The sequence below is a fragment of the Verrucosispora sp. WMMD573 genome (assembly GCF_027497175.1).
Lineage (GTDB): Bacteria > Actinomycetota > Actinomycetes > Mycobacteriales > Micromonosporaceae > Micromonospora.
This window is the reverse complement of sequence record NZ_CP114901.1, coordinates 4810298-4823351: the sequence shown is the minus strand read 5'-3', so window position 1 is coordinate 4823351 and position 13054 is coordinate 4810298. Positions and strand designations below refer to the sequence as shown.

At 70.8% G+C, this 13054-nt stretch carries 11 protein-coding genes and 1 pseudogene; 10 read left to right on the top strand and 2 right to left on the bottom strand.

Features of this window, described 5'->3' with window-relative positions; genetic code table 11:
- Window positions 1–45 precede the first annotated feature (45 nt).
- Window positions 46–168: a serpin family protein gene (locus tag O7601_RS22025; protein ID WP_281562984.1), complete on the top strand. Its 123-nt coding sequence runs from the start codon at window positions 46–48 to the stop codon at window positions 166–168.
- A 52-nt stretch (window positions 169–220) separates the two neighbouring features.
- On the opposite strand, the gene O7601_RS22020 is transcribed toward O7601_RS22025, so the two are convergent.
- A complete protein-coding gene (locus tag O7601_RS22020) occupies window positions 221–853 on the bottom strand; it encodes an NAD(P)H-dependent oxidoreductase (protein ID WP_281562983.1) in 633 nt (210 codons plus the stop codon).
- A 64-nt stretch (window positions 854–917) separates the two neighbouring features.
- Between O7601_RS22020 and O7601_RS22015 the strand changes: the two genes are divergently transcribed.
- The 9 genes and pseudogenes from O7601_RS22015 to O7601_RS21975 all read left to right on the top strand — a co-directional run bounded on the left by O7601_RS22015 (window position 918) and on the right by O7601_RS21975 (window position 10382).
- The gene (locus O7601_RS22015; RefSeq protein ID WP_281562982.1) at window positions 918–1307 is read left to right on the top strand and encodes a MerR family DNA-binding transcriptional regulator; all 390 of its coding nucleotides are present in this window, start codon (window positions 918–920) and stop codon (window positions 1305–1307) included.
- Window positions 1308–1376: 69 nt separating this feature from the next.
- Window positions 1377–2540, top strand: a complete 1164-nt coding sequence (locus O7601_RS22010; protein WP_281562981.1) for an erythromycin esterase family protein — start codon at window positions 1377–1379, stop codon at window positions 2538–2540.
- Window positions 2541–2697: 157 nt separating this feature from the next.
- A complete protein-coding gene (locus O7601_RS22005) occupies window positions 2698–3714 on the top strand; it encodes a tripartite tricarboxylate transporter substrate-binding protein (protein WP_281562980.1) in 1017 nt (338 codons plus the stop codon).
- Window position 3715: 1 nt separating this feature from the next.
- On the top strand, window positions 3716–4177 hold the full coding sequence (locus O7601_RS22000) for a tripartite tricarboxylate transporter TctB family protein (RefSeq protein WP_281562979.1): 462 nt from the start codon (window positions 3716–3718) through the stop codon (window positions 4175–4177).
- 17 nt (window positions 4178–4194) lie between these two features.
- A complete protein-coding gene (locus O7601_RS21995) occupies window positions 4195–5700 on the top strand; it encodes a tripartite tricarboxylate transporter permease (RefSeq protein ID WP_281562978.1) in 1506 nt (501 codons plus the stop codon).
- A gap of 51 nt (window positions 5701–5751) precedes the next feature.
- Window positions 5752–6219, top strand: a pseudogene (locus O7601_RS21990) (zinc-binding dehydrogenase); the annotation flags it as partial.
- 93 nt (window positions 6220–6312) lie between these two features.
- Window positions 6313–7926, top strand: coding sequence for a flavin monoamine oxidase family protein (locus O7601_RS21985; protein ID WP_281562976.1), 1614 nt, complete (start codon window positions 6313–6315; stop codon window positions 7924–7926).
- A 157-nt stretch (window positions 7927–8083) separates the two neighbouring features.
- On the top strand, window positions 8084–9886 hold the full coding sequence (locus tag O7601_RS21980; RefSeq protein WP_281562975.1) for a RyR domain-containing protein: 1803 nt from the start codon (window positions 8084–8086) through the stop codon (window positions 9884–9886).
- Window positions 9876–10382 carry a hypothetical protein gene (locus O7601_RS21975; protein WP_281562974.1) on the top strand — a complete coding sequence of 169 codons (507 nt, stop codon included), beginning with the start codon at window positions 9876–9878 and terminating at the stop codon, window positions 10380–10382. Before O7601_RS21980 ends, O7601_RS21975 begins: the two co-directional genes overlap by 11 nt.
- A 36-nt stretch (window positions 10383–10418) precedes the next feature.
- Here O7601_RS21975 and O7601_RS21970 read toward each other — a convergent pair whose 3' ends face one another.
- Window positions 10419–13040 carry an alpha-amylase family glycosyl hydrolase gene (locus tag O7601_RS21970; protein WP_281562973.1) on the bottom strand — a complete coding sequence of 874 codons (2622 nt, stop codon included), beginning with the start codon at window positions 13038–13040 and terminating at the stop codon, window positions 10419–10421.
- Window positions 13041–13054 lie beyond the last annotated feature (14 nt).

Sequence of the window (13054 nt, the reverse complement as noted above, 5' to 3'; positions counted from 1 at the left end):
TAGAGTGTTCCCGGATCAGCGGATCGACGGGCTTCAGTGATGGACGTGCCCCCACCGCAGGGACCGCAGCTCTTCGTGAACCGGCCGTTCCTGTACGTCATCCACGACCGGGTCACCGGCGTGCCGCTGTACCTCGGCCGGGTCCACGACCCGCTGGTCACCGGCTGACCGGCCCGGCGGCACGGCCACGTCCGAGCCGGTCGCGTCCGAGCCGGTCAGGTCAGGTGGGCGGGGTGCGGTCCCGACGGGCGTCGGCCAGCACCTCCGCCCACCAGCGCAGTTCGGCCAGGCTCGCGGTCAGTCCACGGGAGAACTCCGCGTCCGGTGTGTAGCGGCCCTGACCGTCCAGCGACGTCCACGGCGCCCGTAAACCCAGGGCCCGGCGGGTGGTCACCACGCTGAGTTCGGCAAGGACGCCGCGCAGGTGTTCGATCGCCGCGTACCCGCCGTGGACGCCGTAGGCCACGATGGTCGCGGGCTTGAGCCGCCACTCGCCGTAGTGCCAGTCGATCAGGCGCTCCAACGAGGCGGGGTAGCTGTGGTTGTACTCCGGTGTGACGAACACGAACGCGTCGGCTGTGGCTATCCGGTCGGCGACCTCGCTCTTCGGCCCGCCGCCGGGGTAGAGGAGGCTGTCGTCGGGCAGCTCCACCTGGGCCACGTCGATCAGGTCGACCGGAGCAGGGTCGAGGACGGCAGCAGGGCCCGGTGCGGCAGCGGGTTCCAGGGCGGCGGCGACCCAGCGGGCGATCGTCGGGCCCATGCGGTCCTTACGGACGCTGCCCGAGATCACGGCCACCCGTAGGCCGGCGGTGGGAGACAAGCTGCTGTGCTGGTCGGTCGAAATACTCATGTCCCAGACCGTGCAGGTTCAACATATGTTGAAGTCAAGTCGCCCGCGTGCCTATCCTGCCGCCATGACAGTGCTCGCGGGTTCCCCTCGGACGTTCAGCGTCGGTGAGGTCGCCGCCGACAGCGGCGTCGCGCCGTCCGCCGTGCGGTTCTACGAGAGCCACGGGGTCATCAACGCGGTACGCACGGCCGGCAACCAACGTCGTTTCGACGGGTCCGCCGCGTGCCGGATCCAGGTGGCCAAACTCGCCCAACGGGCGGGTCTGAGTGTCCGCGAGATCGCCGCCCTCTTCGCCGCCCTGTCGGCCGATCCGACACCGGACGAGTGGGCAGGCGTCGCCCACCGGCTGGTGGCCGAGGTCGAGGAGCGGGTGCGCGACCTCAAGGCGCAGCTCGCGGCGATGGAGTCGGGCACCCGGCTGTGCGAGATCGGACGGGACGATCCCGCACGGTGACCGTTCCGCGAAGGTGACATGCGTCGCGGACTTGACTTCACCATATGTTGAACCCCGATCGTCGGGGGCATGAGTGATCTCCCTTCGTCCGCCCGGACGCTTGCTTCCCTCGTCGAATCGGCCACCATCGTCGGCCTCGGCACCAGCACCCGGGAGGCCAACGAGACCTTCCGGCTGGTCGAGGAGACCACCCACGAGTTGATCCGGCGCGGCTTCCGGACCGTCGCGCTGCTGGACAACCAGCGGGTCGGCGACCTCTACGACAGGTACGTCCGGGGCGAGGACGTCGACCTGGACGCGGCGCTCAGCCAGGCGTGGGGTCCGTGGCGGACGACCGAGATGCGCGACGCGCTGGTCCGGCTGCGCCGGCACAACGCGCGTCACCCCGACGATCCGGTACGCGTCATCGCGGTCAACGGGCGGCGTACGCTGCCGGCCGACTACGACCGGGTCGTGGCGCTGCTCGACCCGGTGGAACCGGCGACCGCGGCGCGGATCGGCGAGATCTTCGCCGTCATCCGTACCGCCCACGACAACGGTGAGCACGTCCAACGCCTGCGCGGCACCCATCCGGGCGTACCCTTCGTGGAACTCGCCCGCACCGCCCGCGACCTGGCCGCCAAGCTGCCCGACAGCCCGGGGCGCGACGAGGCGTTACGGCTGATCGGGGGAATCGTCGACTTCCACGCGCACGCCCTCGGCGCCGGGTACGACGCGGCTTCGGAGGAGCGTGCGGCGGCCGAACGACTTCTCGATCACCTGCGGTGTACCGGCGACCGGGTCGTGTTCTGGGAGGGCAGCGCACACGTCGCGGCACACGGCGACACGATGATGGGCGCACACCTCAGGGCCGCGCTGGGCGATGGATACGCAGCCGTCCACGTCACCTTCGGCCACGGCCGGATACCCGCGACGGACATCCCGCGCCCCGTCGCGTCGTCACTGGAGGCGGTGCTGCTCGACGACCATGGTGAGCGGATCATCGACCTGCGCTCGGTCCCCGGGCACCTCGCGGACCGGATCGACAGGCCGTGCCGGACCCGGTTGATCTCCGGCCTCTACCAGGCCGAGCACGACGAGGACCACTACTACGAGCTGCCCACCCCTGCCGGCAGCTTCGACGTGATCGCCTTCGTCCCCACCGTCACCCCGATCCACCCGCTGGTGGTCGAGCCGGAGACCCCGACCGGGCCAGTACGGTCAGCGGACTCCGCGCCACCCCGTCCTCGATGACGGTGATCGCGCGGCGGCGAATTGTACGGCTTGGAGCCGGATCCGGTGAGCCCGTCGGGCTTGGGATTCTTTCTGACACTATTCGCGTCGCACGCATCCGAGACTGAGACGGCACATCCACCGATGGATGTGCATATCTCGACGAGGAGGCGCCGATATGACCACAACCAGGCAGCGGGCCACCGGGCAGGTGATCGCGGTGATCGGCGCTTTCGCGCTGCTGGCCGCCTGCTCCGGCACCGGTGGTGGCAGCGGGGGCGACGTCGCGAACTACCCGGACCGGAACATCACGTTCGTCGTGCCGTTCAGCGCCGGTGGCCCGACGGACACCGTCACCCGCATGATCGCCGAACCGATGGCCGCGAAGCTGGGTGCCAAGATCGTCGTGCAGAACGTCGAAGGCGCGGGCGGCACGGTGGGGGCCGGCGATGTCGCGCGGGCCGAGCCCGACGGCTACACCGTGCTGATGCACCACATCGGCATGTCCACCGCGCCCGCCCTCTACAAGAACCTGGACTACCAACCGCTTGAGGACTTCGAGATGGTCGGGCTCGTCACCGAGGTGCCGATGACGATCGTGGCCCGCAAGGACTTCCCACCCGCGACCCTGCCGGATCTGCTGACCCACGTGCAGGCGAACGCGGAGAAGGTCACCCTCGCCAACGCCGGTGTCGGCGCCGCCTCCCACCTGTGCGGCCTGCTGTTCCAGCACGCCGTCGGGGTCAAACTCCAGGAGGTTCCGTACAAGGGGACCGGCCCGGCGTTGACCGACCTGGTCGGCGGCCAGGTCGACTTCCTGTGCGACCAGACCACCAACACCAGCGGCCAGATCGCCGCGGGTGAGGTCAAGGCGTACGCGGTGACCACCCCCGAGCGGGTGCAGAGCCTGCCGGATCTGCCCACCACGACCGAAGCGGGCCTGCCCCAGCTTCAGGTCAGCGTCTGGCACGGCCTCTACGCTCCGGCCGGCACGCCGCAGGAGGTCGTCGACAAGCTCTCCGAAGCCCTCCAGGCGGCGCTTGCCGACCCAGGGGTGATCGACCAGATGGCGAAGCTGGGCACCGCACCGGTCGCGGCGGCGGACGCCACCTCGCAGGCCCACCGGGCGCACCTCGAGGAGCAGCTCGGCACCTGGGCGAAGATCATTGCCGACGCCGGGGTCGAGGCCTCCTGAGGTGGAACGCCGACGATCGTTTCCGGACGTCCTCGCCGGAGGAGCCTTCGTCCTCATCGGTGGCGCATTCGTGGTGGGGTCGCTCAGCTACGAGCTGGGCACCCCACTGCGGATGGGCCCCGGCTACTTCCCGCTGCTGGTCGGCGCGATACTCGCCGCCCTGGGTCTGCTCATCGTCGGCAAGGGGCTGGTCGCCGGCGAGGTGGTCTCGTTCGGGGCGGTCCCCTGGCGGGCGGTCGGCGTCATCGTGGTCGCGGTGGTGTTCTTCGGATACACCGTGCGGCGCCTCGGGTTCGTGCCGACCTCGGCGGTGACCGCTCTCCTGGTCACCCTGGCCAGCCGGCAGGTGCGGATCGGTACGGCGCTGGCCGTGGCCGTCGGGCTGACCGTGCTCAGCACGCTCATCTTCGTCGTCGGACTTCAGCTACGGATCCCGCTCTGGGGTCCGTGGCTTTCGTTCTGAGCGGGCCGGGCTGTCGCATGGAACTCTTCGAAAACCTCGTGCTGGGCTTCTCGACCGCTCTGCTGGTCCAGAACGTCCTCTACTGCTTCGTGGGCGTCCTGCTCGGTACGGCGGTCGGTGTGCTACCCGGCATCGGACCGACCGCGACGGTGGCGATGCTGCTGCCGATCACGTTCAACTTCGAGCCGGTGACCGCGCTGATCATGCTGGCCGGCATCTACTACGGCGCGCAGTACGGCGGCTCGACCACGGCCATCCTGATCAACCTGCCGGGTGAGTCGTCCGCCGCGGTGACCGCGCTCGACGGCCACGAGATGGCGCGGCAGGGCCGGGCCGGACCGGCGTTGGCCGCCGCCGCGATCGGTTCGTTCGTCGCGGGCACCGTGGCCACCGTCGCGCTGGCCGTCGCGGCGCCACCGCTGGCCCGGATCGCGTTGCAGTTCGGCCCGGCCGACTACTTCTCGCTGGTGCTGTTCGGCCTGATCGTGTCGATCGCGCTGGCGCGCGGCAGCGCCCTCAAGGCCCTGGCGATGATCGCGCTCGGCGTCCTGCTCGGGATGGTCGGCCAGGACATCTACACCGGCGTGCCCCGGTTCGTGTTCGGCCAGCGCGAACTCTACGGCGGGATCGACTTCGTGTCGGTAGCCGTCGGCATGTTCGGGGTGGCCGAGATCCTGCGCAACCTGGAGCACGAGCAGACCCGTACGGCCATCGTCGGCAGGGTGACGAACCTCTGGCCGACCCGCGAGGACCGGCGTCGGATCGTCGGCCCGATCCTGCGCGGCACCGGGCTGGGCAGCGCGCTCGGCGTGCTGCCGGGTGGTGGCCACGTGCTCGCCTCGTTCACGTCGTACGCGGTGGAGAAGCGCATCTCGAGGCGGCAGCAGGAGTTCGGGCGCGGCGCGATCGAGGGCGTCGCCGGTCCCGAGTCGGCCAACAACGCTGCCGCGCAGACGTCGTTCATCCCGCTGCTCACCCTGGGCCTGCCCGCCCACCCGGTGATGGCCCTGATGGTCGGGGCGTTCATCGTCCACGGCATCACGCCGGGCCCGAACGTCATCAACGACGAGCCGGCGCTGTTCTGGGGCCTGATCGCCTCGATGTGGATTGGCAACGTGCTGCTCGTCCTGCTGAACCTGCCGTTGATCGGCGTCTGGGTGCGGATGCTGCGCATCCCGTACCAGGTGCTCTTTCCGATGATCGTCCTGTTCGCCGCGATCGGCACGTACTCGCTGAGTTTCAACGCGTTCGACGTCTACGCGATCGCGTTCTTCGGAATCCTCGGCTATCTCCTGATCAAGTGTGGCTGCGAGCCCGCGCCCCTGCTGCTCGGTTTCGTCCTCGGCCCGCTGCTGGAGGAGTACCTGCGCCGTGCGCTGATCATCTCTCGCGGCGACGCGTCGGTCTTCCTGACCCGACCGATCTCCGCGGTGCTCCTGGTCATGGCGGTGGCGGCCCTCGTCGTCGCGGCTCTCCCGGCGATCCGTAGGCGCCGCGAGGAGGTGTTCGTCGAGGACGAGTAGACCGGTAGGCCGTCACGACCGCCGTCAGCGGACCCGGAGCGTGGTGGCGGGCGCGTCGGCGACCGCGTCTTCGGCTTCACCAGCTTCGGCGCCGGCGCGAACGCCGAGTACAAGTGCCTGTCCGAGCGGGCCTCGGTCAGCTACACCGTGGAGGACTTCACCGGCAGCGGCGAGCGCTACGACGTCGTCTTCGACACAATCGGCCGCAGCTCGTTCGCCCGGTGCCGGGCGTTGCTGGCGCCGGGTGGCCGTCATCTGCCCACCACCGGCCTGGTGACGAACGGCCTGCTCGCGCTCGGCACCACCCTCACCCGCGGTCGACCGGTCCGGACCGGGATGTCGGTGCGCAAACATGCGGCACTTGCCGCCCTGCGGGACCTGCTCGCCGAGGAGCGGCTTCAGATCGTCATCGACCGCAGCTACCCGATGACCGAGATCGTCGAGGCGCACCGGTACGTCGACACCGGACACAAGGTCGGCAACGTCGTGGTCGACGTGCTGCCGACACCCGATCGGTAGGCCGGCCGGCCGGAGACCGGTGCGAAACGAAAGAGAAGCATCGAGGTAACTCGCCACTGAGATCGTCAGGTATCGATCTTGTGGGAGGTGGCGGTGACGATACCGACGACACGGCGGCAGTTCCTCCAGGCCGTCGGGGTGTCCGGCGGGGCCGGGGTGCTCTACGGAACGATGGGCGCGCTCGGCCTGGCGCCCGCCGCCCAGGCCGCACCGCCGTTCCGGGCGCCGAACCGGTCCGACTTCACGCTTACCGGCCGCTCGGCAAAGTCCGTGCTGGTGCTCGGGGCCGGTATCGCCGGCCTGGCCACCGCGTACGAGCTAAGCAAGGCGGGCTACCGGGTGCGTCTGCTGGAGGCGCGTGACCGGCCCGGCGGGCGCAACTGGACGGTGCGCGGCGGCACCACCGAGACCGACCTGGACGGGCGTACCCAGCGGGCCCGCTTCGCCGACGGCCAGTACCTCAACGCCGGCCCGGCCCGCATCGCCCAGCACATGGTGACCCTCGACTACTGCCGGGAACTCGGCGTGCCGATCGAGATCTTCGGCAACCAGAACGCCGACGCCTACTACGTCAACGACAATGCCGGGGCGCTGTCCGGCCGGCCGATCCGGCACCGCGAGGCCAAGGCGGACGTCTACGGGTACGTCTCCGAGTTGCTCGCCAAGGCCACAGACCAGGGTGCCCTCGACACGTACCTGACAGGTGAGGACAAGGAACGGCTGCTGGAGTTCCTGCGCGGCTTCGGCGCGATCGGCGGCCGGGTGGCCGACGACCCGGCGGCCAGTTGGCGGTACACGGGCACCAACCGGCGCGGCTACCTGGTGGAGCCGGGCGCCGGCTTCGAGGCGGGCACCCCGAAACTGACCCCGTACCCGTTGACGGACGTGCTGGCCAGCGGCGTCGGGCGGTACTTCTCCTTCGAGTTCGGCTACGACCAGGCGATGCTGATGTTCCAGCCGGTCGGCGGGATGGACCGCATCGCGTACGCCCTCGAAGCGGCCGTGGGTCGTCGCCTCGTCACCTACGGCGCGCAGGTGCGCTCCATTTCCAACACCGGCTCCGGGGTCACCGTGGTCTACGACGGGCCGGGCGGCCGGCCGCGTACCGCCACCGCCGACTTCTGCGTCTGCACGATTCCGCCGCAGGTGCTGGCGAAGATCCCGGCCAACTTCACCGAGCCGGTCCGGGACGCGCTGGCCTACCCGGTCCCGAACGCCACCGGCAAGATCGGCTTGCAGTACCGGCGACGGTGGTGGGAGCAGGACGAGAACATCTACTCCGGCATCACCAACACCAACCTGGACCTCGCCACGATCTGGTACCCGTCCTACGGCTACCACGGGGCGAAGGGCGTGGTGGTCGGCTACTACAACTTCGGCGCCAACGCCCAGGCGTACGCGGCGTTGACGCCCGCCGAGCGGGAGACCCGCGCGGTCGCGCAGGGCGTGCGGATCCACGGCGAGGCGTACCGGACGGAGCTGGAGACGTCGTTCTCGGTGGCCTGGGACCGTACCCGCTTCTCGGAGGGCGGCTGGGTGTCGTGGCCGTCGCGCACCAGCGGGCAGTACGGCCGGCTGCTGGAGCCGGACGGTCGGGTCTACTTCGCCGGTGACCACCTCAGCCACTACATCGCCTGGCAGGCCGGTGCCTTCGAATCCGCCCGCAAGGTGGTCACCGACCTGCACGCCCGGGTCATGTCGAGCTGAACCCCGACATCTCGACCCCGACGAAACGGCGTCACCTGCGAAAAGTGCCCGACCGGCCGGCACGTCACCGACCCTGGTGATCGACTTTGTTTAATAGCATGGCGCGCATGGTCGTTATCCGGTGGCTGGGGCATCGGCGGTTTCAGGCAGCCGCGCGATGACCCAGCCGGTCCCCGGTGCGGCCCGTCCCGCCGCGTGGTGGCTGCGGGTCGTCTTCGGGGTGATCGGCCTGGTCGCCTCGGTGCTCGGCTACATCGGCCTGGAACGCCTGTCGCAGGTACGCCCCGAGGCCATCGGGGACCGGTACGACATCCTCTACTACGACCTGCAACTGTTCTTCCTCAGCGCCGAACTCTTCGAGCAGCCCGGTCCCTATCCGTGGCAGTTGCAGGTCGCCCGGTTCATGGCGCCGCTGTTCACCCTGCTGGCGGTGGCCGAGGCCGGTCGGCTGCTGCTGGCCACGGAGATCCGGCGCCGGCGGGCCCGGCGGGCGAGTGGCCATGCCGTCGTCTGCGGCGACTCCCAGTTCGCGCACATGCTGGCCGACCGGCTGTACGCCGACGGTGACCGGGTGGTGGTGGTACGCGCCGAACCGTTCGGGCCGTTGGAGTACCGGCGACGCCGTTACCTCGGCGTCGTCGGCGACCCGACGAACGCCGAGGTGCTGCGGGGTGCCGGTCTGCCCCGGGCGCAGACCGTCTACGCCTGCACCGACGACGACGACCGCAACCACGCCATCGCCAACACGGCCAACCGACTGATCCAGGACCGCCGCCACCCGCCCCGGGTGTACGTGCAGGTCCACGACCCGGAGATGTGCCTGTCGTTGCAGGCCCGGCGGCTCGGCGCCGCCGGGTCCAGCCGACTGCGCCTGGACTACTTCCACGTCGACGACATCGCCGCCCGGGCGCTGCACCGGCACCATCCACTGCCGTCGGCCCCCGACCGGTCGACCACGGTCCTGATCGCCGGTGGCGGCAGCTTCCGCCGGGCGCTGCTGGTGGAGACCGCCCGGCACTGGCGGGCGCGCCAGGCCGACCAGAGCGGGCCCGACCGTCGGCTACGGGTCGACCTTGTGGCACCGGACGCCCGGGCCGAACTGGCCCTGGCCACCTCCCGTTACCCGTTCCTCAGCGAGGTCTGCCGGTTGGTCGGGTACGACCGGGACATCGCCGGACTGGTCGGCCTGGAACACTTCGCCGCCGAGGGCTACGACCGCATCTACCTCTGCGCCCCCGACGAGATCAGCGGCCTGCGTCTCGCGCTGGACACCCCCGCGCTCTGGCGTGGGGCGCGCAGCATCGTCTTCGTGCCGGTCTACCGACAGGCCGCGCTCGCCGCCGCCTTCCACGGCGACGTCCGCCACGACCTGCTCGACGAGGTGCACGGCAAACTGCGGCTGTACCCGGTGCTCACGCACGCCTGCGACGCCCGGCTGATCGCCGAGGACCTCACCGAACGACTCGCCCAGCAGATCCATCTGCGGTACCTGCACGCCCAGCAGCGGGCCGGCGTCCGTCTCGGTGAAGCGCCCGCCATGGTGCCCTGGTCCCGGCTGCCGGAGTCGTTGCGCCGCGCCAACCGCAGCCATGTCCAGGACATCGCGGCCAAGCTGCTGAACCTGGGTTGCGTCGTGGCGCCCCGCCACGGCGGTGCCGGTGACGCCTCCGCGGCTGGGCGGGCCATCGACGACCGGGTCGAACAGCTGGCCCGGCTCGAACACGAGCGGTGGTGCCGGGAACGGCGCTCCGAGGGCTGGACGTACGGCGAGCCGCGTGACGACGTCCGTCGCCGGCATCACCTGCTGCGGCCGTGGGACGAGTTGCCGTCGGCGGCGCAGGAGCAGAACCGGGAGGAGATCCGGGCGTTGCCCGACGTGTTGTCCGACAGCGGTTTCGAGTTGATCCGGCTGGGCCCCACCGTGCCCGTCCAGCGGGGAGGGTCGGCCGATGCCGCCTGAACGGGAACCGGTCCGCGTCGGGGTCACCGGCCACATCAATCTGACCCGGGCCACCGAGCGGCTGGTGGCCGAGGCGATCCGGGTCGAACTGCGCCGGATCAGCGACCGGCCGGTGCACGGCGTCACCTGCCTGGCGGCCGGCACCGACCAGATCTTCGCCCGCGCGGTTCTGGACGGCGGTGGTACGTACGAGGTGGTCCTGCCCGCCCCCGACTACCGGGACACCCTCGCCCCGGCGGCCCGGGGCGCGTTCGACGAGCTGCTGGGCCGAGCCACCCGGGTCCTGCACACCGGCCACCGCACCTCCGGCACCGCCGCCTATGTGGCCGCGAACCGGGAGTTGCTGCTGCGGGTGCAGCGGCTGGTGGCGGTCTGGGACGGCGAGCCGGGCTGCCACGACGCGTCGACCGACCGGGCCGTCGGCTGGGCCCGCGAGCGGGGCATCCCCACCACCGTCATCTGGCCCACTGACGCCCGGCGGTTCCCGGCGGGATGACCGGGGCAGGCGCGGCCCACGCCGGCGGGCGACGAGCTACTCGAACGGCTCGTCACGCGGACCCGCGGCCACCGAGAGCCAGAAGAAACCGTGACCGGCGACGCCCAGGTCGTACTCGCCCGAATCCGGCACCCCGGGAAATTCGGCACCGCCGGTCAGCTCGCGGGGTCGGCAACCGACGTGTGAGGCCAGGCCCAGTGTCGTGGTCTGCGGGTAGCGGGAGAAGTTGAACAGGCAGAGCACCTCGTCGTCGGGCTCACCGCGCAGGAACGCCAGCACCGCCGGGTTGGTGGAGCGGACGATGCGGCAACCGGGGCGGGAGAACGCCGGGCAGGCGTGCCGGGTCTCGATGAGTTTCTCGACCACGTGCAGCAGCGACGAGCGCGAGCGGAGCTGATTTTCCACGTTCACCGCCATGTAGCCGTAGATCGACTCGTGGATCGGGGGTGCCGGCAGGTTCTCCGGCTGCGCCACGGAGAAGCCGCCGTTTCGGTCCGGGGCCCACTGCATCGGGGTGTTGAACGCCAGGTGGCCCGGCAACGCCAGGTTCTCACCCATGCCGATCTCGTCGCCGTAGTACAGCACCGGCACGCCGGGCATCGACAGCAGCAGGGCGAAGGCGAGCTCCAACTGCCCCCGGTCGTCGTTGAGCAGGGTCGCTGTGCGACGCCGGATGCCGGTCGCGCCGCGCATCCGGGCCAGCGGCGCGTACGCGTGCAGCAGGTCGTCGCGTTCCCGCTCGTGCAGCAGGCCCAGCGACATCTCGTCGCCGTTGCGCAGGAACACCACCCAGTGCCGGTCGGGCGGCTGGTCGCCCATCTGCGCCAGCACCCGGGACACCGGCCGGTGCGCCTCCCGTCGCATGGCCAGCAGCAGGCTCGGCATCAGCGAGGCGTACATCACCAGGTGGCACTCCGGATGCTCGGCGGTGCCGAAGTAGGCACCCGCACCCTCCGGCCAGTCCTCGCTCCAGGCGATCAGGATCCGGTCCGGGTACGTCGTGTCCAACCAGGACCGGAGTTGACGCAGGTAGCCGTGGGTCTCGTCGAGCCCCTTGCTGGAGGTGCCGCTGCGCTCGAACAGGTACGGGACGGTGAGCAGGCGCAGCCCGTCGACGCCCTGGCGGAGCCAGAAGGCCATCACGTCGCGCATCGCCGCGCGCACCTCGGGCGCGTCGTAGTTCAGGTCCGGCTCGGACCGGCTGTAGCGGTGCCAGTAGTACTGGCGGCGTTGGCTGTCGTAGGTCCACCCCGCGCCGTGGCTGCCGAGCGGGTCGTCGGCCTCGGCGTAACTGTCGCCGCTGTCGCTCCAGACGTAGAAGTCGCCGTACGGGCCGGCCGGGTCGCTGCGCGACGCCTGGAACCACGGGTGCTGGTCGCTGGTGTGGTTGAGCACCAGATCCAGCACCACCCGCAACCCCTGCCGATGCGCGAGGCTGAGCAGCTCCAGCAGGTGCGACGGTGCGCCGAGCCCCTCGTCGATCGCCTCGAAGTCGGCGGTCGCCCGACCGTCGCCCAGCGCCGGCGCCGCCATGATCGGGTTGAGCAGCAGGCAGTCGACGCCGAGGCGGCGCAGGTAGTCGAGCTTCTCGGTGACACCCCGCAGGTCGCCGTGGCCGTCACCGTCGGAGTCGTAGAAGAACCGGACGTTGACCTCGTAGAAGGTGCTGCCCGCCGCCCAGCCCGGCTCGCCCGCAGGCTCCGGCGGCCCGGGATCCTCCGCCACCTCGGCCCGGGTGACCCGCAGCCGCCCCGACAGGGCCTGGCGGGCGCGCTCGGCCACCCGTTCCGCCGGATCCCGTTCCAGGGTCTCCAGCGTCTCGAAGGCGGCGACCAGCTGTTCCCGGCTGCGCTGGTGGCCGTACGCCCAGTTGCTCAGCTCGTCCACCGCCAGCACCCGGGCCGCCGCGAGCCGGCTGCGGGTGAGCGTCAGCAGTTCCTCCGGGATCAGTTGGGGCCGGCGGGGCGCGTTGCTGAGGATGAGGTCACCGACTCCGGCGGCGCGCATCTGGGGTGTCTGCCGGCGTTCCCGGTCGACCATGCGCACGGCCGCGTACTCGAACGCCTCCCGTACGCTGATGATCCCGTTACCGTCCCGGTCGGCCCCGCCGGTACGCAGCCCTTCCAGGAACGGACCGGAGAACGCCGACGGCAGCGCGTGCTGCTTGTGGCCGTCGCCCTCGTGGGCCAGCTCGGTGGCCCCGGCGGAGACCACGACGATGCGACTGCGGTCGCCGCGCTGCTTGAGGTCGCCGAAGGCGCCCGCGTGGCAGCAGTCGAGGATCAGCACCAGTTCGCCGGCCCGGCACTCGTCGACCCAGTGCCGGAACTCGTCGGTCGGCACCGAGGTCGGCGGCAGCCGGTCGAGGTCGGTGTCGGTCGCGGTGAGGTAGAGCCGGTGGTCGTGATGCAGCCGCCCGTGGCCGGAGTAGTAGACGAGCAGGAAGTCGTGCGGGTCGGCGCTGGTCAGGAAATCGTAGAGGGCCAGCTGGAGGCGGGACGAGTCGGCGTCCAGGAGATCGCGTACGTCGTCGAAGGCGCCGAGCGTCGGATCCCGTAGCAGCCGGGCCCAGTCCTTCAGGTCGCTGGCGGGGGAGTCGAGGGTGGGCAGCGCCTCGCTGGCGTAGCTGCCCACCCCGACCAGCAGCGCCCGCTTCACCGTGGCTCCGCCGG

Bases quoted from the DNA above. Each gene is read 5' to 3' on its own strand.
- O7601_RS21980 (WP_281562975.1), top strand. From the start codon at position 8,084: ATGACCCAGCCGGTCCCCGGTGCGGCCCGTCCCGCCGCGTGGTGGCTG.
- O7601_RS22010 (WP_281562981.1), top strand. From the start codon at position 1,377: ATGAGTGATCTCCCTTCGTCCGCCCGGACGCTTGCTTCCCTCGTCGAA.
- O7601_RS22015 (WP_281562982.1), top strand. From the start codon at position 918: ATGACAGTGCTCGCGGGTTCCCCTCGGACGTTCAGCGTCGGTGAGGTC.
- O7601_RS22005 (WP_281562980.1), top strand. From the start codon at position 2,698: ATGACCACAACCAGGCAGCGGGCCACCGGGCAGGTGATCGCGGTGATC.
- O7601_RS22020 (WP_281562983.1), bottom strand. From the start codon at position 853: ATGAGTATTTCGACCGACCAGCACAGCAGCTTGTCTCCCACCGCCGGC.
- O7601_RS21995 (WP_281562978.1), top strand. From the start codon at position 4,195: ATGGAACTCTTCGAAAACCTCGTGCTGGGCTTCTCGACCGCTCTGCTG.
- O7601_RS21975 (WP_281562974.1), top strand. From the start codon at position 9,876: ATGCCGCCTGAACGGGAACCGGTCCGCGTCGGGGTCACCGGCCACATC.